This window comes from Vibrio zhanjiangensis (assembly GCF_030161235.1).
Taxonomy (GTDB): Bacteria; Pseudomonadota; Gammaproteobacteria; order Enterobacterales; family Vibrionaceae; genus Vibrio; species Vibrio zhanjiangensis.
On record NZ_BSPW01000054.1, the window covers coordinates 29,949 to 54,549 of the forward strand.

Annotated in this window: 17 protein-coding genes; 4 read left to right on the forward strand and 13 right to left on the reverse strand. The window is 42.4% G+C overall.

The genetic code is table 11. The features are described from left to right. Positions 1 to 87: 87 nt before the first annotated feature. Together QQK21_RS13110 and QQK21_RS13115 are read left to right on the forward strand one after the other, a co-directional pair. A complete protein-coding gene (locus QQK21_RS13110; RefSeq protein ID WP_284192643.1) occupies positions 88 to 975 on the forward strand; it encodes a LysR substrate-binding domain-containing protein in 888 nt (295 codons plus the stop codon). A gap of 314 nt (positions 976 to 1,289) precedes the next feature. Next, complete coding sequence (locus tag QQK21_RS13115) at positions 1,290 to 2,462, forward strand: GGDEF domain-containing protein (protein WP_284192644.1); 1,173 nt, start codon at positions 1,290 to 1,292, stop codon at positions 2,460 to 2,462. Here the strand turns inward: QQK21_RS13115 and QQK21_RS13120 are convergent. After that, complete coding sequence (locus QQK21_RS13120; protein WP_284192645.1) at positions 2,449 to 2,736, reverse strand: hypothetical protein; 288 nt, start codon at positions 2,734 to 2,736, stop codon at positions 2,449 to 2,451. The two genes, QQK21_RS13115 and QQK21_RS13120, sit on opposite strands and share 14 nt — an antisense overlap. Positions 2,737 to 3,069: 333 nt before the next feature. On the opposite strand from QQK21_RS13120, the gene QQK21_RS13125 reads away from it, so the two are divergent. Both QQK21_RS13125 and QQK21_RS13130 read left to right on the forward strand, forming a co-directional pair. After that, complete coding sequence (locus QQK21_RS13125; protein ID WP_431313117.1) at positions 3,070 to 3,561, forward strand: DUF2850 domain-containing protein; 492 nt, start codon at positions 3,070 to 3,072, stop codon at positions 3,559 to 3,561. A gap of 163 nt (positions 3,562 to 3,724) precedes the next feature. Beyond that, positions 3,725 to 4,822, forward strand: a complete 1,098-nt coding sequence (locus tag QQK21_RS13130) for a mechanosensitive ion channel family protein (RefSeq protein WP_284192646.1) — start codon at positions 3,725 to 3,727, stop codon at positions 4,820 to 4,822. Positions 4,823 to 4,917: 95 nt separating this feature from the next. Here the strand turns inward: QQK21_RS13130 and QQK21_RS13135 are convergent, their stop codons facing one another. The 12 genes from QQK21_RS13135 to QQK21_RS13190 form a co-directional block, all read right to left on the reverse strand. After that, entirely contained in the window at positions 4,918 to 5,532 is a 615-nt protein-coding gene (locus QQK21_RS13135; RefSeq protein ID WP_284192647.1) for a fumarylacetoacetate hydrolase family protein, read from the reverse strand. A gap of 177 nt (positions 5,533 to 5,709) precedes the next feature. Continuing rightward, positions 5,710 to 6,717: a porin gene (locus QQK21_RS13140; protein WP_284192648.1), complete on the reverse strand. Its 1,008-nt coding sequence runs from the start codon at positions 6,715 to 6,717 to the stop codon at positions 5,710 to 5,712. Between the two features lie 447 nt (positions 6,718 to 7,164). Next, positions 7,165 to 8,556, reverse strand: a complete 1,392-nt coding sequence (locus QQK21_RS13145) for a sensor histidine kinase (RefSeq protein WP_284192649.1) — start codon at positions 8,554 to 8,556, stop codon at positions 7,165 to 7,167. A gap of 73 nt (positions 8,557 to 8,629) precedes the next feature. Then, positions 8,630 to 9,283: a response regulator transcription factor gene (locus QQK21_RS13150; protein ID WP_284192650.1), complete on the reverse strand. Its 654-nt coding sequence runs from the start codon at positions 9,281 to 9,283 to the stop codon at positions 8,630 to 8,632. Between the two features lie 93 nt (positions 9,284 to 9,376). Next, complete coding sequence (locus QQK21_RS13155; RefSeq protein ID WP_284192651.1) at positions 9,377 to 9,991, reverse strand: class I SAM-dependent methyltransferase; 615 nt, start codon at positions 9,989 to 9,991, stop codon at positions 9,377 to 9,379. A 134-nt stretch (positions 9,992 to 10,125) separates the two neighbouring features. Then, positions 10,126 to 11,127, reverse strand: a complete 1,002-nt coding sequence (locus QQK21_RS13160) for an HlyD family secretion protein (protein WP_284192652.1) — start codon at positions 11,125 to 11,127, stop codon at positions 10,126 to 10,128. Between the two features lie 34 nt (positions 11,128 to 11,161). Beyond that, positions 11,162 to 12,178 carry an NADP-dependent oxidoreductase gene (locus QQK21_RS13165; RefSeq protein ID WP_284192653.1) on the reverse strand — a complete coding sequence of 339 codons (1,017 nt, stop codon included), beginning with the start codon at positions 12,176 to 12,178 and terminating at the stop codon, positions 11,162 to 11,164. Between the two features lie 89 nt (positions 12,179 to 12,267). Beyond that, positions 12,268 to 12,894 (reverse strand): hypothetical protein, encoded by a 627-nt coding sequence (locus QQK21_RS13170; protein WP_284192654.1) that lies wholly within the window; start codon positions 12,892 to 12,894, stop codon positions 12,268 to 12,270. Continuing rightward, positions 12,891 to 14,480, reverse strand: coding sequence for an MDR family MFS transporter (locus QQK21_RS13175; RefSeq protein ID WP_284192655.1), 1,590 nt, complete (start codon positions 14,478 to 14,480; stop codon positions 12,891 to 12,893). The genes QQK21_RS13170 and QQK21_RS13175 overlap by 4 nt, the downstream gene beginning before the upstream one ends. Beyond that, positions 14,477 to 18,562 (reverse strand): amino acid adenylation domain-containing protein, encoded by a 4,086-nt coding sequence (locus QQK21_RS13180; protein WP_284192656.1) that lies wholly within the window; start codon positions 18,560 to 18,562, stop codon positions 14,477 to 14,479. The genes QQK21_RS13175 and QQK21_RS13180 overlap by 4 nt, the downstream gene beginning before the upstream one ends. Before the next feature lie 93 nt (positions 18,563 to 18,655). Further along, entirely contained in the window at positions 18,656 to 24,184 is a 5,529-nt protein-coding gene (locus QQK21_RS13185; protein ID WP_284192657.1) for a type I polyketide synthase, read from the reverse strand. A gap of 137 nt (positions 24,185 to 24,321) precedes the next feature. After that, on the reverse strand, positions 24,322 to 24,597 hold the full coding sequence (locus QQK21_RS13190) for a phosphopantetheine-binding protein (protein ID WP_284192658.1): 276 nt from the start codon (positions 24,595 to 24,597) through the stop codon (positions 24,322 to 24,324). Positions 24,598 to 24,601 lie beyond the last annotated feature (4 nt).

Below are 24,601 nucleotides of genomic sequence, written 5' to 3' on the forward strand. Positions count from 1 at the left end.
CCTCCCAACCAACGACTGCAGTTTACAAATTTGTCATTGAAATAAAAAGCGAGTAATGTTTACAGTATTAGTAAGAGAAACTTACATATGAAAAGACCAGTTCCACTAAAATCTGTGTATTCATTCGTTGCGGTAGCAGAAACAGGCAGCATGACTGACGCCTCAAAACTACTCAATGTAAGTCATTCAGCAATCAGCCAATCCATTAAGAGTCTCGAATCTCAAATAGGTCAGGCACTATTTATACGCCAGGGAAGAGTGGTCGTTTTGAATTCTACGGGACGCCAATACTACAAACAGGTTGCACCAGCCTTGGAACAGATAATCATCGCAACTGAGAAACTTATAGAACGCCCACACAGCCAGCGCCTAACTCTCAATATGGTTAACTCCTTAGTCATGCATTGGTGGATTCCACGTGTCGACCAATTTAGCCAATACGCGCCGAAAGTCGATATTCGACTATCCAGTCTCACTGGGAACTTCAAAATGGAGACGGAAGGTGTGGACGTTGCAATCATTCATGGAAAAACCGATGCTTGGTCAAATTATTACTGTGAATTATTGGCAACTGATGAACTTGTGTTAACTGCCAGCCCAGATCTTATTGATCAAGACACCACGCCAGCATCAATACTAAAACAATACCCCGCGATTATTGTGACCAATGATCGACGGAAACATGACTGGAAAATATGGTGTGATAGCTACAAACTGCCAGAACCTGAATACGCTCAGCACCTAAAATTTAGTGTTTCTGTCCAAGCCGTTCAAGCCACAATCCGTAAGCTTGGCGTTTTTGTTTCCCATAAACAATTTATCCGTGACGAAGTAGACCAAGGTTCTCTTATTGAGATAGGAACACCTGTTCTCAATCCAAATCAGGATTTCTATTTTGCATGTCCACCAGAGAAGCTAAAAAATGAAAATGTTCTTCTGTTACGTAACTGGTTACGTCAAGAGTTCAGAAGATGAACACTATCTATTATTGAACTCTCATTTATAGAACATTTTGTTATAACAATAGGAATTATCGCTTTATCTTGACTAAAAAATCAGTAGCAAACGGTTAGGCAATGCTCTGATGTATGTATTTTTTCATAAATTAATCCATATAGTTAAAGCAAAACCATCTAGCGCTTTTAATGAAAAAAGACAAAACAATATGAATTAAAACTCATATAAAGACTTGATATTGAGTGATTTATTTTCTTAAACCTTGCTCCAGACTGAAGTTTTTCTTCTAGACTTAAATAGCCGTATTGTAAACTTTGTAGGCAAGGGAACGTATGACAAATTTTGTAGGACAGCATCTCGAAGAAATGGCGGATATGCGCTCTGCCAGAAAACGTAAGATCGTACTCCTGTGTTCTGCCATCGCCCTTTTAATCATGACCTACTATGGTCTTAACCATTTTATCAATCTCGATTATTTATTCGGCTTTCTAAATATATTTTGCGTGCTGGTGCTAGCCGGAAACCTGCTGTATCAACGATTAAACCCATCCGTAAATGTTTCAGACATTGTGTTGTCCAGCGTGCTACTTTTCCAAGCCTTTATGTTGCTCTTCTATGGCGAGCATATTACCGACAGATTACTTTGGCTTTATCCCATTCTCGCTGCCGTCATCTTCGCGTGCGAGTTTAAGACTGGATTGATTATGAGTGCATGTTTTTTGGGCTTTACTACCCTAGTGTGCTTATTAACTGATATTGTGATTGTTCCAGAACAATTTGCCATAGACCGATTTCTAATTAGCCTCTTTGCTCTTTGCGTACTCTGCAATACATCGGCATACTTTTATGCGAAAGTCACCAGTTATATACAGTCACTTTATAAGGAAGGGATTGAAGATCTCGCCTACCGTGATCAGTTAACTGGACTGGCCAACAGGTGGAGCTTTGAGAGTTGGGCACAAGGTAAACTCGAGCAAGTGAAAAATAACAAGACCCTAACTGCGATGGTGTTTCTGGACATAGATAACTTTAAAGCGATCAACGACACCTATGGGCATGAAATAGGTGATCGTGTCTTGCAACATTTTGCCAATCGCCTCAAAAATAATATCCGCACTAAAGATCGCAAAACCCAAAAAAACGACTATTCAATCGCACGTTTTGCTGGTGATGAGTTCGTACTTCTTATCTATGGACTCAATAGCATTGATGATTTGAATGGGATTTTGGAACGTATATGTCACTTATTCGAAGACAGTTACCAAAGTACAGAAAGGATAAATAAACTCACAGTGAGTGCCGGTGTTGCTCTTTATCCTGATGATGCGGATTCGTTGTTAGAATTAACTCGGTGTGCGGATAAAGCAATGTACTCTGCCAAACACAGTGGCAAGAACCAGTATAGATATTACAATCCTCATCAAACTGAGACTCTGACTGAAGAGTCTGAACTTGGTTTGAGTAAAGTCACGCCGCTTAAGACAGCAAGACCTAGCGAGTCATAAACATCACCCACAAACCGATCGACATCACTACCAACATCCAAGCAGCATACCTTACAGAGTTTGGCTTGTCTTTTTTTGGCGCTACAACTGGCTTTAACGCTTTATCTTTCACTGCTTTGGCTGCTGATGACAAAGTACCGCCCTGTTCCCTAAGCTCACGTCTTTTCTGAGCTTTATTGGCAACTTTGCCAAAACGGTGCAATTGATCCGCTGTCAACTCCTGGCTACCATCATAACGCGCATGCGGATCTTTGTGTTTAGGTACAACAGACATATCTTACTTCCCCCCCAAAAACAATTCCACATCTTAATTATAGTAAACACTTCTATCAATTGCGACAGTTCGATTCAAGATCGAAGACAATCATGCTTTTTCATATCATAATATCAGTATGCTCGTTTGGTGTTGTCGAGTTTAACCCGTCATCATTACCAAGTTCATACGTGAGTAAACAGATTCATTTGCACCGTTTTCAACGCATATCGTTTTGCTCAATGCGTCCTCATCAACGTGACAGATTTCAGAAGTTCTAGATTAAATTTTTCACTAACGCAGCCGGTTTAAAGTTATACTTATCTTTTGACATAATTAAAAGAGCGGTTAAATGTGGCGTTGAATAAGCAAAACAATAACTCCGAACAAGAAAAACGCTCCAATTTTACGAAAGAAGCTTGCCTGAAGTTATGCGGCGGCACGTTGCTTATCTCTCTGGCTGTTGCCTTCTCTGCTATCTTGTATTTCAGCTATAAAGATTATATCCATCCGAAACATGTTTATGGAAAGTGGATCGAAATTGGTACACCAGACTATGATACGGAAATTCTGACATTCAGCGAACGTGGGGTCTTTCGTAATGAAAGACTGATAACCACAGATTTCGAGTTTGATGGTACACTCATTACGGTTGCAACAGGCAGTGGTCAATCTGTATATCAAATGTCAGGTACCTTTAAGTCCCCGCAACTTAAACGTATCACTCCAAGTAGTCCAACCCAGCGTTTTATTAAGTCAGGTTATGAAGACACAGTCAAAAGTGGTGGTGGTGCAGCCAAAAACCGTCGAGCCGCTCTATCTGAACATTTCAATAGTAAAAATTAGCAACCCGATTTCCCCTGCGAACTTCAAGAAAATAGATAGAAATCACAACGAGCCTTCCCTTTATATGTACATTTTCTAGAGCTTTTGCTTAGAACATAACTAGTTTGATAGGTGACATATCATTATACTGGGTGGAAAAGTTGACAACGACAAGAGCTAATCAATGATGGATCCTTCATCACCCTTAATACAACCCATAATTACATTTCTTCAAAGTTGGAATACTAACTTTCTGTTTATTACTCTCGCTAGCCTATTGGTTTGGATCATATGGCGAATTGTGTACAATCGACTAGAGTTTCTGTCAAAGAAAACCAAGTTTGACTGGGATGACCTTACATTACACGCGTTAAAAACCCCAATCAGTACACTTATCTGGTGCTGGCCAGCCACAATATCGATTGACTGTTTCATCCAAGAGCACTTTGGGATTAAACTCCAATGGCTCAGCATGTTAAAAGTCCCTATGGTGATCGCTACCTTAGTTTGGATCACCATACGCTTTATTAGCAACATGGAGCGATTTGTTCTAAACCAAAAAACACACGATGAAACCACAGTACAGGCTATTGCGAAAGTTGCTCGGCTCATCTTCATCGTCATTGGTGCACTCACCATCATGCAAGCTTTTGGTCTAAGCCTATCTGGTCTACTGACCTTTGGAGGTGTCGGTGGTTTGATTGTGGGTTTAGCCGCTAAGGATTTGCTGTCTAACTTCTTCGGCGGCATGATGATTTATTTTGACCGTCCATTCAAAGTCGGAGACTGGATTCGCTCACCCGACCGTCAAATAGAAGGAACCGTTGAACGGATTGGATGGAGAATGACTATTATTCGAACATTCGATAAACGTCCTCTGTATATACCCAACTCTGTGTTCAGTAATATAGTCGTAGAAAATCCTTCCCGAATGCTAAATCGCAGAATAAAGGAAACCATCGGCGTGCGTTACAGCGATAGTGATAAAGTCGAGAGTATTGTGAGCGAGATTAAATCAATGCTTAAAAGTCACCCAGATATTGATAGCAAACAAACTCTTATCGTCAATTTTAATGCGTTTGGCCCCTCTTCACTTCAAATGCTAGTGTACACGTTTACCAAAACGGTCAACTGGGTGCGTTATCATCAAGTGAAAGAAGATGTATTGCTAAAAATCATGAACATTATTCGTCAACATAACGCTGATATTGCCTACCCAACTCAAACCTTGAAATTGGAACCACAAGCCCTAGAACAAAGCGAACAAGAGCTGTTGTATTAGTCATTCAATAGATTAGATTTGGGGTTAATTAACGATACAAATTAGCCTAGACCTGACTTCTCACAGGATAAAGATTTTCTCCATATCGAAAATCTCTATCCTGCCACCCACTCTACTTCCAATACAATTTGGTCTTGGCAACTTAACCGTCCTAAGAATACGTCTCCCTGATGTACCACCCCGACACCTTGAGGCGTCCCTGTCATGACAATATCACCATCAACTAAACTTGTATAAGTTGCCAGCTCCTGCAAAATGGTTTGAGGGGAATAAATCATGTCAGATACCGAACCTTTCTGAACTCGAACGCAATTGATAAATAATTCAATTTGCAAAGAGTCAACGTGAATTCCTTCTATCGCAATAAAGCGACTAAACACAGCAGATCCATCAAATGCCTTGGCGCGCTCCCATGGTAAACCGTTACTTTTCAATTCGGATTGCAGTTGGCGTTTAGTTAAATCCAAGCCCAAGCCGACAGCGCAGAATTGCCCTCCATTGATCATAAAGCAAATCTCACCTTCGTAATGAAGCGGCTCCCCTTGGTATGAATTTAGCTGGGTAGTGATCGATGAAGGGGGTTTGTTAAACACTACCATATGATCAGGGACTGGATTATTTAATTCTTTAATATGATCAACATAATTTCGCCCCACACAAAGAATCTTTGTTGGTTGGATACTTTTACTGCCAAATTTAACCGAGCCCATGCTTATTCCTTACCCTGAGTCACTATCCTAGATAGTAATTGAAATCAGTATAGAATCGACGCAAACCAGAATAAACATTGAGCTTATGCACAAAGTTTATTGGGTAATAGAAAAGCGCCTAGTCAAAATTGAATAGGCGCTGACACAAATGCGTGTTAAGGCAGTTGGATTACCGAATTATAGGTAGTAACGCATACCAACGATCCACTTATCGTCATCTTCAGTGGAGCTGAAGTCATCACCTAGATCAATCTGATAAGCAGCAAAAGTGACAAAGCTTGGTGCTACGGTATACTCGAACTGAATCGCAGACTGGGTGTATAATGTGTACTTCCCTGCCTCATCATATGCTTCTTCATAGTTAACACTCATATTTAGACCATTGTCCATACCGTAAGCTAGTAGGCCTTCAATATGCGTTGTTTCTTTGTAGTTATTATAAAAGTATTCGTTAAAACCAAATACTGCTGCGACATACACACCTGCACCATATGAACCATAATTTAGCGAGAAAATATGCGATGTTGCGTCTTGTGTGACATTTGCAACAGTAAATTCTTTTTCACCACCTGAGTAGGCATAACCCGCGCCAAAGCCCATCATCTGAGCACTAAGTGCCACTTGAAAACGAGCATCAGTTTTTAACACAATGCTAGTATGCTCACCTTGCCAACCAAGGCCAAAATTCACCATACCGTCATCGGCTAGTGCGAAGGATTTTCTATAACTCACCATACGGTCTGCACGGGCACCACCCATACGAGCTTGGTTTTCATATAAAAAGTCGTTCGCAAACGCGATTGGCATATCCGCAACACCGCCGACATCGTAATAAGGCGACCACTGAGTACCCACGACCATACGGCCCATCTCTTCGTGGGTTAAACCAATGTAACCTAGACGGGTAGAGAAGGTTCTATCGCCTCCATCGAGATAATCCATCGCCCATTCACTTTTCATATCAACAACTAATCCATTGCCAATATCTTGAGTGCCTGCAATGTTAAGACGCGGTGAAACTTGCTCTACTGCGACGTCGTCGTCTGAACCATATTCACCGACACCCACAGAGACGTGGCCGCCGATAGAAAGAGTTGTGCCTTCACTGTTGTAAACTTCTGCTGCAAAAGCGTTAGTACCACATGCTGTTGCCGCAACCAAAGCGGCTAATAATTTAATTTTCATAATTTAACGTCCATATAGGGTTATAACCTTTGTTCACATAACACTCAGAAAACCAAGCTTTTTTCATGAACATTTATAAAGTAGTACGAAAAAATCAAAAGTGAAGTGCAATAAATTTCATATTTGAGAGACATTTTGGCAACAGCTGAAGTAACAAAAATGTGATTAAATGTTAAGCAATTGAATATAATGAATTTTAGTCCCTAGTGACAATTTTGAAATGAATTACGATCAAGTTCACATTTTTTGAAATTAAATTGGAACTTTCTTAAAAAAAATAAAAAGCCCTCTATCAATAAAAGGGTTTTGACTGCTTTTTTTACTATTTTAAAGCCAATATTACTGGTCAACCATCACCTTATTTGAACAATCTTATTCTTTATGGCGGGCAAATATCGGCAAGATTCTCACAACAACTTACCCCAATAAACCAACCCAACATAAAATTTATATACTTGTAATAGAGCGTTCTTTATCACGCTGAGTAGGTAGAGTAACAATAAATGCCAGACCCGGTTTTTGTGGTATCACAGAAATTGTACCGTTATGCAGCGCAATGACTCTTTCGACAATAGCCATACCCAAACCGGCACCTTGCACCTTATTTTGGGTCTGCCTTGAACGAAAAAAGCGGTCAAAAATACGCTCAATATCCTCTTCACTCATTCCTCGGCCACTATCGGATATAACGATTTTTACACTATCGCTAGTCGGAATTATTTCTGCCCATATACGTGTGCCTTCACCAGAATAACGAATAGCATTGTCAATCAAATTGCGAAAAAGACAATTTAAAAAGATATCATTACCTTGGATAAAATAAGAGTCTATCGCAGCATCGAACGTAATTTCTTGATCTTGTTTTAACGCCAAAGGAACCAATTCTGCAATGACACAACGCAGTAAAGAAACGACGTCAACGGGTTTGTTCAAATCGACGATCAGGCCACTTTCTACTTTTGCTAAGGTAAGTAACTGCTCAATGGTCCGCTCAGAGCGAACAATACTCTGCTCTATTTGCTCCAAATCATGATTTTTCTCTTGCGCATTTTCGGTTTTGATAGCATTTTGAGCATTGAGTTTAATCACCGCTAACGGTGTGCGGAGTTCATGTGCCGCATCTTGATTAAAGCGTTTTTCTCTTTGCCAAGCCGCATCCACTTGATCAAACAAGAAGTTCAAACGCTTAACTAAGCCGTCTATTTCGGTCGGAACATCAGAGATGTTTACGTGAGAAAGGTTGTCTATCGATTTTTCAGAAATTTCCTTCTCTAAACGACTAATAGGCGCAAAAAGATGGTAAGTAAATAAAACTAGTAGTAGACACAGCAGCGGCGTCGCTACCAATAAAGGAACAATCGCTGGCATCGCGATTTTATTTTCAATTTTACCTCTCAGCTGCTTATCTTCACCCAGCCAAAGCCAAAGTAATTCGCCGGTTTTGGGCTGAGTTAACACCATAGTGATTCCTCGCCAAGTATTTCCCTGACTTTGATCCTTTATGTCATTGAGACCTGGCTGCCTCATCAATGATAAATCGACAGGTGGTGCGTTGGAAGATTGAGCTAGGACAGAGCCATGCCTATTCAACAGAAGATAGGCAAAATCATCTTTGAGTAACTTCTCTGATGACCATTGCTCTAGTTTATCCTCTGGTGAAGTCTTACTCTTAATCTGGGCCAACATGTCTTCCGGTGACATGTCTTGATTCTCACCAAGAACAGAAGGATCGGTCATCACCAACACCTTCAAAAAGCTTTCACTCAAATCTTCAAGACGTGCATCATTGACATTATTAATGGCCTTTGAGGTATCAAAATAAACCCAAATTATAGACACAGTAATTACCGCCAAACACAGTTCAACGCTCACTGTTGCAACGCGTCGTTTTATCGATTTCAATTTCATACTTCTATTGAATAATGTATCCCACACCACGGATATTTTTTATCGTATCTTTGGGCATTTTTTTTCTCAAATTGTGAATATGGACTTCAATCGAATTCAGTCCTGCGCTTTCATCCCATCCATGCATATTTTGTAGGATCTGTGTTTTACTCAGTACTCGTCCTGAATTTGTAATCAGGTAGAGCAGTATTTTAAATTCATTGGGTGTTAAATTAATGCACTCACCTGCGACTGCAACTTTGTGTGAATTTACCGAAACAGAGACATCACCTATGACGATAGTATCATCCGCAATCCCAGCAGACCGTCTTATTAATGCTCCCATTCTGGCAAGTAATTCTTCAAGTTGAAATGGCTTTACTAAATAATCATCCGCACCATGATTTAGCCCATAAACGCGGTCATTCAATTCATCCCTAGCACTGAGAATCAATATTGGTGTTTTATCGCCTTTGTCCCTCAAATCTTTGAGAACTTGTAACCCACTGATACCCGGTAAACCAATATCGAGAATAATCAGCAGAAAATCATCTGCTTGCAGAGCGTGTAAAGCACTCTCTCCAGAAGTAACCCAGTCAGTGGTATAGTGATGTCTCGAAAGAGAAGCCGTAATGGCATTACCGAGCATAGGATCATCTTCAACAAGTAAAATACGCATTTCATCCCCCTACTTATTCAGAATCTAGCCAACAAAAAAGGCCGACACATGCCACCAACTTAATCTATCAGACTTAAAAAAGGTTTAAATTTTCTACGATTTTTTTTGTTTCGTTGCAACCACAGAAAACAGGTGCCAATTATGTGGTTCACCCTCGGAGGTTTGCCCTGAAACCTTGTGTTCTTGCCACTTTTCAACGTTAAAGTCTGCAAATATTGCTTTTAGCTTTTCTTCAGTAAAAACATTAACTTCTGGCCAAAATGCCTCTTTATCGTATTGTGCGCTCGCCATAGTATCCTCAGGCCCCAAGAAGGAACCACAAAATACGCCTTGATTTGGATTGAGCGAGCAACAAATATCAGACCACACTTTTTCAAACTGGCTAGGAGGGCAAAAAAACAAACTCGCATCGGCAACCACCAAAGAAGCTTCAGGGTAAATGTAAGAGCTAAAATCACTACATGACAAAAAGACTTTATCATCGCTGCCATAACGCTTTGCACAGCGTTTTATGGACTCTTCTTCTACATCAAAGCCATAAACAGTGAAGCCTTTTGACCGCAGAAACGCAATATCTGAACCCGCCCCACAGCCACAATCGATAGCGATGCGCTCTCCATGTACAAGGTCAACAGCATAGCGTAGATCTTCTCTGACCTTACTGTTTTCTGTGGCATCATAATATGCTGATATTTCTTTACTGCTCACTGCCTACTCCTTACAAATCAAAGTTATAGCATTTATTACCTTGTTTGTGAGTAATCAGTCAAGACATGAATTATCTTCCACCTATTGTCATAAGTAGTAGAAAACGAGAAGCCAACTAAAGCGATTGATTAGGTTCAGCGAGTATCAACGGTCACAACAGCCGATAAACCGTTGTCGATCTCAACAGGTTGGTCAAAGATTATCTTAACCGGCACTCTTTGTACTACTTTAGTGAAATTGCCCGTAGCATTGTCTGGCGGTAGCAAAGCAAAAGTTGATCCCGTTGCAGCAGAAAGGCTATCTATTGTCGCCTCAAATGTCTTACCAGGATAGGCATCAATAGTGACATTGACTGGTTGCCCTTTATGCATGCGCGCCTTCTGGGTTTCTTTGAAATTTGCTAAAATCCATGGAGTACTATCGGAAACGATGCTCACCATTGATTGACCTTGTTGAACCATCATGCCAACTTGTAAATTTCGATTACTAATCACGCCATCTATAGGAGCAAGAATTCGGGCATAACCTAGCTCTAACCTCGTCTGAGAAAGGCTCGCTTCAGCTTGAATAACCATTGCATTAGCTTGCTCGATTTCACTTTTCAACACCGACAACTTATCCTGCTGCGTTTTCAAACTCGCTTGCGCTTCGTAGTAAGCTGCTTCATCAACTTTGTAGGCTGATGCGCTATTATCCCTTTCTCCTTTTGATATGTAATTTTGCTTTTCCAATGCTTGATAACGTTTGTATTGTTCTAGCGAATATTGGTATTTCGCTTTTGCAGAGATGACCTTACTTTGGTACTCCTCAATAGTACTTTTTTGCATCTGAAACGCAGCATCAGCATTAGACTGCTCTGCGCGACTTTGTGCCAAATTTGCCTGTGCTAATTTCTCCTTGATCAACAGCTCTCTATCATCAAGCTGTGCCAATACATCGCCTTTTTTAACTCTTTGATTATCATGAACAAAGACTTTTACCACCTCAGCATTTATCCGCGAACTAACATGTGTAATATCAGTTTGAACATAGGCATTATCTGTCGTTTGAAAAAAGCGACCATAATAGTACCAATATGCACTGCCGACCAATACCAACATCATCAGTGGAATCATAATCTTTATTATTTTTTTCATAACGTGACCAACCAATTAAAAAAGGCGCATAAAACTAGATCCGGACTAATTGTTTACCGAAATGATTCCCTTCAAGCAAATCGACAAAAGCTTGGGGAGCATTTTCCAACCCTTCAGTTATCGTTTCACGAAACTTAAGCTTTCCAGCTTCAGCAGCTTCTGTCAGCCAACGAACAGAGCTGGCGTAATCATTGAGCCACTCTGTGACTAAGAAAAAGCGGTTTTCCGGAGCATTGGGTAAAGAGGAATAAAAACGTGATAACGCCGATGCATCCACATCTTTCCCTTTGTTGTATAACGCGGCGCTACCACAAATTGGTACCCGAGCACCTTCATTCAGATGGCGGGCGACTATCGAAGATGTGCGCCCTCCAACATTCTCAAAATATATGTCAACGCCATCAGGACAAGCGTCTTCGATAGCCTCACTGAAGTTATCATCTTTATAGTTAACACACGCATCAAAGCCTAATTCATCGACAACATAACGACATTTTTCATCGCTGCCAGCAATCCCCACAACTCGGCAACCAAGCATTTTCCCAATTTGACCAGCGACTGATCCAACTGCACCGGAAGCAGCAGAAACCACCATAGTTTCACCAGCTTTGGGCTTCGCTATCTTATACAATCCAAAGTAAGCCGCACGACCTGGTGTTCCGGCAACACTGAGAAATATTGTTGGCGATAAATGGGTATCAGGCAGACGGTTGATCAAAAAATCTTCGTCGTTAGTTACGTGATATTTCTGCCATCCCGAGAAGGTTGCAACAATATCACCCACCAAATATTTTGAGCTCTTGCTCTCAACCACCCTTGCAATGGTTTCTCCCTGAATGACTTCACCAAGACCTATGGGATCAACATAAGCTGTCGTTTTATTAAGACGTGGACGAGTATAAGGGTCCATCGACAGCCACAAATTCTCAACCAAAATCTCCCCCTGCTGTAGCTCTCCAAGTGGCTTATTTGATAAACGAAAGTTATCTACAGCAACAGCACCCTGAGGATGGCTATCAAGAACAATCGCCGGATTGACTAATTTATTCATATTGTTTCCCTTTAAGTTTTTGGTTGTAAATAGTGATATAACGTCTGCCCATTGGTATCAACACCACTTAAAGTCATGAATCCTATACCTTAAGAGAGTTGATTAACTTTCTCCGATGCCCAGCGATAACTAGGCCAATAAAAACTGAAACCGATCATGGCTAGCGTCAAAGGCCATGCACCGACAAACACAAAGTAATCAGTGTAATCCGGTAAATCGTGTGAAAATTTAACTACGAGTATTGCTTTGACGGTATAGGCAATTATCCAAACTAGCGATATTTCCTGCCACACCTTGGCATATTGAGTCGTGCCGTACACAGACAGCTGAGTCAGGCGAGGCAATGCATTTTCGGCTTGCGTTCGCACCACAGGTCGACCAATCAAAGAATAGAAACCAAATACCAAAATAATAGACAGTGAACCACCAACAGAAAGTAACACGCTCTCTTGATTAATTCCGAAAAAACGATAGCCATGTAAATACAAATAATGAACGCTACCCGAAACTAAGATAAGCGCAATAATAGATAAAGAGCCAGAACGCTTACAAAACATCTCCAGCACTGCCGAATAACAAGCGGTAACAATTAACGCGAGTCCAGCGCCCAAAGTCCAGAAAATAGCATTATATATGATGATAGGAACAATAATCGTCAAACGAGCTTCAGAAGACAATAAATAGCTCCAAACACTCAATGCAGTTTTATTACTCACGCGGTTTCCTCCTGCTTTAATTGAAGCCGAAAATCACGATTCGAACACAACACCATAATGGCTGTGGCCAGCATCATGACACCCATAATCATAAACAAGTCGTTGAATGCCATAATCTGTGATTGCACAGCCATTCTTTCTCCAAGAATCGAGACCGCAGTGTGTTGTAAGTGTTCACTATCGGTCGGTAATCCCTGATTCAACAATATATTTTTTACATCACCCAAATAGTTATAAAACGGTTGACTTCCAATTGACACTCTTGACTTCACAGCATCAAGATGGAAGTCAATTCGGCTAATAAAATACGTCGAAAGTATCGCCGTTCCCATAGAGCCTCCTATACTACGAAACACATTGATCAATACTGCCGAAGATGCCGCATCTTCCGCTTTTATATTTTGCGTTGCAAGAATAGAAAGAGGGACCATAATAAACGGCTGACCTAAGGCTCTGACAAGCATGGAAGCTATCATCTGAGGTCCCGCAAAGTCTGAACTCATAAAACAATCCATAAAAGAGCTGATAGACAGGCCCATAAAGCCGATGAATATGAGATATTTCGGGTTATATCGACGAATAAGATAGGGAATAAATGGCAAAATAAATAATTGAGGCAATCCCATCCAAATGACCACATGTCCTATTTCAGTAGCATTGTAATCATGAATCATAGTGAGATAGTAAGGCACCAAAAACAGCGTGCCATAAATAGCCGAACCCAGCATAGCAAAAATCAGTAATGCGTAGGAGTATTGATATTCTCGAAACAAACGAATATTAATTAATGGATGCCGACATATAATTTGATCATAAATAAAAATTACAAAGCTGATTATCGAAATAATAGCCAAAATGCAGATCATTCTTGAGTCAAACCAATTCTCATCCCCACCTTTTTCCAAGATAACTTCTAAGGTGCCAAGAAATACCATTACAGTGACAACACCTAGATAGTCCCCCTGACGAATAATTTTCCAATCTATGAGTGGGTGATTCATCGAGCGTTGAATCAACACCCAAGCCAATACAGATGGCAAGACATTGACGTAAAAAATGGCATGCCATGACAAGTGTTCGGTTAACCAACCTCCAACCGCAGGGCCAATGGCTGGTGCAAAGGTGGCAATAATGCTGAAAAGTGACATCCCCATCGGTCTCTTTTCTTTGGGGAGAATTTCAATAATTAGCCGAAAAGACAAAGGGATTAAAGCACCACCACAAAACCCTTGCATGGCTCGAAAGACAATCATGGATTCTAGGCTCCACGCCATAGAACAAAGTAAAGATGAACCCATAAATCCACCAATACACCATAACGCATATCGTCCCGTTCCAAGGGCTTGTGACAACCATCCACAAAGTGGAATCGCTACGATTTCGGCCGTAAAGTAAGACGTCATCAACCAAGAAGCGTCGTCTAAAGAGGCAGAAAGCGCCCCTTGTATGACTTTCATCGAAGAGTTGGTAATTTGAATATCCAAAATGGCCATAAAACCACCAATAAGACCACCAACTATCGCCCACCACTCCTTGTTTGAAACAACGGCTTCACTTTCCGGCGTCACCATAGCAGTATTACTCAAAGTCGCTCCTCCTGCAGACGCTTAGCCAGTTCAGAGATAAATGGAGCATTCATCATAGAGATATGATCGCCTAAAGCTGGAATGACACTCACAGGCTGCTCACTAAAGGCTTGCCAGCCCAGTCCCCTTTCATTCAAACGGATACGACCGGGTAATATCTCTTGCGCCTCTGCAACTATCACTTGTCCACCATACACACGTCCTTGATATTGGTCGGTTGCTGTCATGTGCGCTTGCAAAATACTCAGAAAATATTGAAAATCTTCTACGCTGATGTTGTCAGGTACCAATTGGGCTCGTCGGAATCCATCAAGGAATACTTGACTCCTCTCAAGATCTGACATGGATAACAGCTGTGTTCCCGATGTGTTAAAAGATGCCCCAGTAAACCATTCAACCTTTTGAGCAAAATAGGCGAGTCGATCATATTCCGTCATATTTGCACTATCATCAACATTCACTGTGGGTGCAGGCTGATCAAACACCAAAACCTTGGGCGTATTACCGTTAAGTTCTTCAATCTGACAAGCCATTTCAAAAGCAATAGTACCGCCTAAAGACCAACCACCAATGATGAGATCGGTGTGCTGCGTTAGCTCACCTAACTGATCGACATAGTAGCCAGCCAAGTGAGATACTTCATGGTTGTATTCAGCCACCCCACTAAAGTCAGCAACTTGGATACCATAAACCGGATAACTCTTGTCTAAGCCGCGAGTAAACTCGCTATAGCACATCACATTTCCACCAGCTGGGTGCACTAGAATCAAGGTTGGTTTAACCTCTGGATTCCCCTTATTGAGCACAACAACAGATTGTCCTGTATCGCTACTGGTTGAGACTGTGTCTATGTACCTTGCAAGTTCAACAATACTGCTATTCTCGAGAAACTCACCCAGTGATAGCGTGGTTGCAAATGCTTTATTAAGGTCAATAAGAAGTTTCAGCGCGCTGATTGAATTGCCCCCAAGCGCTAAAAATTTGCTATCAGTGCTGACCTCATTCCGACCTAACGCCTGACTAAACAGCATCAATAAACGTCTTTCTTTATCATTTTTCGGTAACACAATCTCATGGTCACGTTGACATGTCTGCACCATGGGAAGCTGTCGATAGTTTATTTTTCCACTGGACGTAAGTGGCATAACATCGAGCCATACCCATACGTCGGGATACATATACCTAGGCAAAACATTCTCAAGTTGCTGTTGAATAGCAGCGTGGCTACTTGAGTACTCCGAAGAGCAATTAACATAAGCAACCAACTGATTCTCTTGACCAAGATGTTTTTGGACAACAGCAACACTGTCTACTTCAACCAGCTGACGAATTGTATTTTCGATTTCAGCCAGCTCAACTCGATAACCTCTCACCTTGACTTGTCTATCCAAACGGCCGAGATACTCAATCTCACCATGGCTATTTATGCGACCTTTGTCACCAGTTCGATATAAACGCTCTCCATCTAGGTATGGATGGTCAATAAATTGATCTTGACTGGAATCTGCATTGCCAATGTATCCAGATGCAAGTTGTCGCCCACCAATGCATATCTCTCCTGCTAAACCTGAGTGAACCAGCTGCTGGTTGGCATCTAAGATTAATACATGATTACCCTTTAACGGCTGGCCAATTGGAACAATATTCGCATCCCAATTGGTGAGTTTTCTGGGCAACTTGTAGGTAGTAACACCAACAGTACACTCAGTTGGGCCGAAATGATTGATTATCTCACACTCAGGTCTCATGGCTTTTACTTTATGCACTAAAGAGATGGCTAAAGGCTCACCACCAAGTACCAATGTACTTGTCGGTAATAAATCAGCAGCATTAGGTACATTCATTAGCGCAGAAAGATGAGTCGGCGTTATCTTGGCACAATCAATTGGATGATCTTTGAGATATTTCGTCAGCGTTTCTGGACTCTCCAACATCTCTTTTGTCACAACTACCAGTTCTCCTCGACCAACAAGTGAGGGAAACAGCATAGTGTGAGCCAAATCTGTCGCGAACGAAGAAAACATCCCGTAGCGCGCTTGGCAAGATTGCTGCAACACTGGTGCAATCGATTGACAATAAGCGCTTAATTGAGAATGGAATACGCACACACCTTTTGGGTTTCCAGTACTTCCCGACGTATAAATAATGTATGCGGGGCGCTCGCAATTGGGATCAGTAAATACATTTTCCTGAGACAGTTCATCATGCACAGATTCATCGGACATATTTATCCAATTCAATGAAGATAGCTGTTTCAGTGTTGCTAGGTTTTCCGGCAAGTTACCCTTGTAGAGCACATTTTGAACTTTGGCATCATTTAAGATGTAATTCACTTTTGATTCTGGCAAGTTGATATCGATCGGAAGATAGCAGCCTCCGGCTTTTAAAATGGCCAATATAGCCGTCACACTATGCTCATCTTTTTCCATCACAAAGGCAACGGGCTCACCCAAACTGATGCCCTCCAATAGCAGCCTTTGTGCTAGCTGGTTAGCGCGTCGATTCAACTGCTGATAACTGAGTTCCCTAGCCTCACACCGCAAGGCAATATCATCGGGGAAATCATCCGCAAGCTGTTCAAATTGGAGGTGTACGGGAAGCAATGGCTCGTTTTGAACCATAACGCATTCTTTCAATATTGCTTTTTCTTCAAGCGGGGTAAGCAGAGATAAACGACTTATGGTCTGATTTGGTGTCTCGACTATGGCAGAAAGTATGGTACATAAATCATCCAACATCCGCTCTATGGTCGCACGTTTAAATAGGGCGGTATCGTAATTGATGGTAAAGACTAGACCTTCTCCGTCTTCTTCTACCCAGAGATTAAGATCAAGTTTAGCCACACCATAGTCAATCTTTAGAGGCTTATAAGTAAATCCTCTTTTTGCTCGAGAATGAGGGTAAACCTGATAACTCAAAACGGCTTGATACAGTGGGTTGATTCTTAAATCACGTGGATGTTCAATGGCATCTAAAATGCGATTCAAAGGCACATTCTGATAAGCGACGGCTTGTTCGCTTTGCCTCTTCGCAGCATGAACAACTGACGCCAAACGGCTATTGTCATCAAGTTGAAAACGCAGTGGAAGCGTATTCATAAACAGCCCCATCATATCTTGCGTTTTCGCATCCAAACGATTAGCAAAAGGAACGCCGATGACAATGTCTTTTTGACCACTGTATTTGTGCAGTAGTAGTTTGTAGGCCGCCAACATGATATGGAAGGTCGTTGCATTTTGGCTAACCGCAGTGGCTTGAAGTCGCTGAGAAAAATCACTACTAAGGAACTTATTTACATAACTTCCCTCGAAGCTCATGCTCTCTGGACGAGGGTAATCAGTAGCAATATCCAATACACCTTCAGCGTCGCGCAGCTTTTCAGTCCAATAGGCTAAGCCTTTTTGATACTTTCCCTGCTCATACGCAAGGCTTTGGTCCAAGGCATAGTCTGTGAACTGCGGAGCCTGTTCGCTCGTTTGGCCAAAATAGATTTTCGTAAATTCTTGAAAACATAGACTGACCGTCCAGCCATCAGAAATGATATGGTGGAAAGTCAACATGACGACATATTCGCCAAGTTGTGTTTTTGCCATTCTCCAGCGAAACAGCGGCCCATTTTCGAGATCAAAGGCTTTGCACCCTTCCTCTCTTGCAACCTGCATCACCCATTGATGCTTTTGTTCCTCAGGCATTGACGTAATGTCATCAAATCCGATATCAATGCTAACCTTGTCTTCAACATATTGACATGGTTCATTGTCAATCATACGAATCTTGGTGCGAAAAATATTATGCCGCTCGGCCATTGTATTTAGAGCATGTTTAACACGAGCAGGATCAAAGTCATGATCAATGTGGCAAGTAATCGCGAGAGGATTATTATACGCCTTGTTACCTTTCTGATATTGCTCCAATGCCCAAATACTTTTTTGTGCATCAGTCAATGGGAATAGCTTACGAGTGTTGTCAGACGCTTGACTCTCTTCCTTGAGCTGTGCTTTGTTATTTTTCTTTTCTCTAGCAAGTCTCTTGAGCTCTTCAAGTCCCATGGATTGCAAAATTTGATGTGTTTTCGTTGCCACAGCCATACCCTTATCATGATTGGTAGATAAGGCTGCTTGTTAAAAGCAGCCAAAGATTAACGTTATTCCCAAGCACAAACTTGGGAACACGCTTTACTCGCTTTCCAAAACCGACTCAAAAGCGTCGATTATCAATCCAGCAAGTCCTCTTACGGTTTGATCTTGATAGAAAAGGTCAACCCGTATATCGACCTCAAACTTGGCTGATACCTTAGAGACAATCTGGACGGCAAGTAGAGAATTACCGCCAAGCTCAACGAAGTTATCATCGATACCAATTCCCGAAATGCCCAAGATCGACTGCCAAATAGCAATAATTTCCTTCTCGATTTCATTTTCTGGAGCAACATACTCAACCGAAAGTTCTGGACGTGCATGTCCCTGACTGGCTTGGGTATCGAGACTGGCTATTTCATTTTGTTCTTGCTCAGGAATCGCTTCGTATATCAGCTGTCCTAAGTCACTGGTAACAACCACCAATTGTTCAAACTCAAGGTGCGCGAGTTGACGCTTCAATGCATCTAACCCTTCGTAGAACAAAATGTCCTTATCAGAAACATCGACATCAAATCTCGCTTTACTGGCCAGCGGTAGCGAGTCTTGTACCTGATTCTCTGCCTTCATTCGGACTAGGGTGTAATTTTCTATGACCATCAATGGTTGACTATCAGCACTTAGGAAAGTCACATCCATAATGATGGTGCTGTCTTCTTCCTTATATGGCTGCTTAAGCTTGATATGGGCGTAGCAGTCACCATCAAGTGGAGACAAATAGCTGACCTTACCATAGCTGATCGGCAAGAAATTATCTCTGGTGATCAGATTGATACAACGAATCGACACAGAGTCAATCACAGCAGGGTGATAAGGATACTGCTCGAAGTCACCTTGATATTGCACGTCAAGGCCTTTACTGACTAACCATTCATTATCACCTTGCCAGGCTTCTTTAGTGCAGCTCCAACGCTCACTCAGCGATAAGAAGATGTCTCCAGTGACCGCATTGGTGAAATCTTTACCAACAACCTCATCCTCCAAGCGTTTAGAGCAGCGAGCTTGAATTGCCTCCAAAGGCTCAATATTGGCAGCGAGACTCTCAAGAGTTTCAACACCTACCCCTAGATTGCCGATCGCATGCTCTTCCCAATCTATCTCTCGCACACCACGACTGCGCAAACTAAAGCTGTATCCTGTGCCTTCCCCGCGTACAAATAAGCGCATTTCTCGTGGCCAGGCATTGTGATAAATCGCCGGCTTAGTCAGGAGTAGATTTTTAACCTGTAGGGGTTCTTGCGGTTTGAAATGATTGATAAAGCTATGAAGCATTGACAATATGGTGGTTCCAACCATAGTCGGCTGCTGAGACAGACAATGCTCATTCAATACCCAGTCTTTTTGGACGTCGAGATTAACTCTGTAGATTTCCTCCATGCCTTTGCGTCCAACCAATGTGAGCAGACCTTGTTCTTCAACAGGCGTCTGGTGTGCTTTATTTTTCTCATCAAGCTCACGTCCCCATTGAACCGCCATACCGACATCACCCCATTTGCCCCAATTTATGGCAACGGTATGACCGGTCCGATTTTGGTTGCGGTAGCACGCAAATGCATCCAAAAATGCGTTACCAGAACAATAATCGATGCGCGCTTCATCACCCACAATAGATGTAATGGACGAGAACAGCACCATAAAGTCAGGCTGATTCTCTTTGGTCAGTTCATCTAGAATCAGGCTACCGGTTAACTTAGGATCAATGACACTTGCACAATCTTGATCTGATTTGAGTGGTATGATACCACCACCAGCAATACCCGCAGTGTGGAAAATGCCATCAAAACGTGGATAGCGCTGGCACATTTTCGCCATTTCGGTGTAGTCACAAACATCCACATTAACCAAGTCTATCGTGTTGCCTTTTTCTTCAAGACGAAGAATGCTTACTAGCTTCTCACTCATGGCGTCATCAACGGGATGTTGTTCTATCCAGCTTTGCCATTGGTCTCTTGGTGGTAAGCTACTGCGATAAGTCAAAACTAACGTCGCATTGCAAAGATCGCTGATATGACCTGCAACCAAAATGCCAAGACCACCTAGTCCACCTGTTATGAGATACACACCGTCATCTTTGAACTGAGCGCTCACGCCGGAAATGTGCTCTTGCAAGCGGACCGCTTGATATTCTTCTTCCCAACGGCACCCACTTCGATAGGCAACCAAGCGGCCATCACTAGCGATATTGGCCTCAGCAATCAAGCTGCGAGCGATGAGCGAATTGTAGCCATCAATCTCATCTCTCTTGTTAAGAGGAATATCGATATCAACAAGGTGACATTGTACGTCAGGATATTCGTGATAGAACACGCGAGCAGGGCCCACAAGCAAGGCTTTTTCAGGGCAAGAGACTTTTTCTCCAGAAACACTGAAAGTATTGTTGGTGACTAAGAGCAAATGCACCTTATCGAGCAGATTTTCACTGATTAGGGCTTGTTGCAAGTATAATGGACTGTAAAAAGACGCAAGTTGTCCTTTTTGACCAAGACCTAAATCCTTACCTTCTCCTTGGGACGACAAATTCCACAACTCGACAATACGCACAGGTGTCAAACCTTGAGCTTTAACCGCCTGCAGTAATTGGATATAGTCTTCACGTTGGGTTGGATTGATGATAAAGCTCGATGCATGATCACCATCAATCACATTTTGCTGATAGCTTTCACCTTTAAACACCGTCACTATATGCGTATCGACATCACGAAGCTGCGCTTGAATTTGCTCTGCTACGCCATATTCATCAGCAAACACGATCCAACAGTCTGTCTCATTGTCTGCTTTTCCACTTGGCAAAAATTCAGCTGGAACCGTGCGCTTCCATGCTGGCATATAAAACCAATCCGCGACATCTTGTTTCTTGCGTTTAAGAGAAGACTCCGCCACTGCAACAGAAGGACTATCTGCATTCCCCCCTTGAACTTCAGGTAACTTAAACTCATTTCGTTCAAATGGATAACCCGGTAATGGCAAACGACAACGCCGCTCATCAGCATACACGAGTGTCCAATCTACTTTGATACCGTGAGCCCAGAGAGAACCCAGTGTTGATGCAAAGTATTGCCCAGATGATGAGACTTCTTTTGCCGTCGGTAGCGAAGAGAAAATATCCGCTTCAACGTTCGTTTCCTCTTTGAAGTGCTGTTTTGCTGCTGACTCTAGTGAGCGCCCTGGTCCCACTTCCAATGCCACAAAACCGTCTTGGTACTCTTCCATTAACGTCTTAAACGCATGGGAAAACAGAACAGGATTTCTAACGTGGCGAACCCAATAATCACTCTCTTGTGCCAGTTCATCACTTATCCACTCTCCTGTTACCGAAGAGACGAATGGAATTTTTGGCGCATTTAGATTGATAGCGTCAATTACGTCTTTAAATTCTGGCAACATCGGATCCATCATACTGGAATGGAAGCCATGTGATGTATCGAGGTGCTTACAGAAAATGCCTTCTTCTTCCAAGTCGTACTGGAATGCTTTCACGGCTTCCAGCTCGCCTGCAACAACCGATAACTCAGGATAGTTTACAGCAGCAATATCTAAGTCCAAATTGGCGATACGCTCACTCAACTCAGCCTCTTCCATCAGTACCGCCAACATAGCACCAGCTGGCAATGCCTGAACCAGTTTACCACGAATAGCCACCGCTTTTAGAGCATCTTGCAATGAGAACACTCCAGATAAGCATGCCGCTACATATTCACCGACACTATGGCCAATCATCACATCCGGCTTAATGCCCCATGACATCCATAATTTGGCTAGGCTGTATTCGACGACAAACAGGGCTGGCTGAGTGAATTTCGTCTGGTTAATATGTGCCGCGACTTCTTCGTCCTTAGGAAAGATGATCTCTCTCAGATCTTGTTCAAGGATCGAAGTGAGATAATCGCAACATTGGTCCATTGCCTGCTTGAACACGGGATATGTCTGGTAAAGATCAAACGACATGTTTGCGTATTGGTTGCCTTGTCCTGGGAACATAAAGACCACTGGTCGTTTAGATTTATTGTTCACAGCCACTGGAGAAGCCTTGCTTAGCGACGCGAGAATCGCTTCACGATCTTGACCAACCACACTCGTCGAAAATTCAAACTGTTTACGTCCCGTCTGCAGGGTATAGGCAACGTCAGCTAGATTGGCTTCTGGATGTGTATCTAGATAATTCACCATACGCTGCTTCATTGCATTTAGTGCGTTACGACTGCGTGCTGAAAAAGTCATGAGTATTGGCGCTTGATGATCATCACCAGATGGCCTTTCAGGAGCGGCTTCTAAAATAACACACGCATTAGTACCACCAACACCAAATGAGTTTACAAGAGCATTGTTTGGTTTGTCTTGTTGCTTAAATGAGGTCAGTTCTGTATTCATCACAAACGGACTGGTTTCAAAGTCGATGTTCGGATTGGGCTGAGAATAATGCAGTGATGCAGGAAGCTGTCCAGATTTCAGTGCCAATGAAGCTTTTATTAAACTTGCAACCCCTGACGCCGCATCCGTATGGCCAATGTTGGTCTTGACTGAACCCAGCCGGCAAAACTGCCTTTTATCTGTATATTGCTGGAAAGTTTGTGAAAGAGAGGAAAATTCTATCGGATCGCCAAGCGCTGTCGCGGTGCCGTGCGCTTCAACAAAACGAATATTCTCTACATCAATATCTGCATTAGCGATCGCTTGCTTAGCCACTTCGACTTGGCCTTCGATGCCCGGAGCGGTAAAGCCTGCTTTTAAACCACCATCGTTATTGATCGCGCCGCCTTTAACGATTGCATAAATATGGTCACCATCTTTGATGGCATCTTTAACACGTTTTAGCAAAACTGCACCCACACCACGGCTAAACACAGTGCCATTTGCGCGTGAATCAAAGGCATAACAGCGACCATCCGCTGACTCCATACCGCCTTGCATATACCTGTAGCCACGGCGCTCCGGTGTATCAATCGAAACCCCTCCCGCCACCACTAGGTCACTCTCGCCGCTAAGAAGGCTATTAATTCCCATTACCACAGCAACCATGGCAGTCGAGCAGGCTGTTTGCACGTTGACACTTGGGCCCTTTAGATTCAACTTGTAGGAGACTCGGGTCGTGACATAGTCTTTGTCGTTGTTGGTCACTACCGATGCGCCACTAGCAAATTGCGTTACACCCGGATGGGAGTGGACTTTATTCAAATGCCATGCGGTACCTGTTCCGCCAAAAACACCAACTTTGCCTGGATAACTTGCTGGCACATAGCCCGCATCTTCAAATGCATGCCAGCTGCATTCAAGAAAGGCTCGGTGCTGAGGGTCCATGATTTCCGCATCACGAGGCGTGATATCAAAAAAGTGAGCATCAAAGTGCTCCGCATTACCAAGAATACCTCGACGAGGAATGTAATGAGGTGAGGCGATCAATTCTTCATCAACGCCCGATGCCCTTAACTCTTGCTCGCTGAACGTAGTGATTGTTTCTAACCCTTCAGCAAGATTACTCCAAAAAGTTGAGATATCTTCGGCTCCCGGGAATCGGCCTGACATGCCAATAATAGCGATGTCTTTATCGCGCAGTATTGCTTGGTCTTTCATATGCTACCTCATGGTTCTATATGGTGATTTTCGAATAGGATGTATTGGGTTCCTGAATTCAGGGTAAATAAGTTCCTACCTCAAAAAGAGGAATAGATATTTCTTAATGACTACGAACGAGTAAAAGGTACTAATTTCTATATTTCACTGGATGTGTCGAGTAGTACATTCGGGTATTTATTGATGATATTTTTACTAAGAGACTCAACCGTAGGGCATTGAAATAAATCAATAATATTAATAGGAATATCAAACTGCTTTTTAATTTGTCGGTGAACTTTACTCATCAGCAATGAATTACCACCGGCCTCAAAGAAATTTTCATCTGTCGCTATTTTCTTAACTTCCAAAACTGACTGCCAAATAGCGGCAATTTGATTTTCTATTTCAGAATCCTGTCTATTGGTTAACATGTTA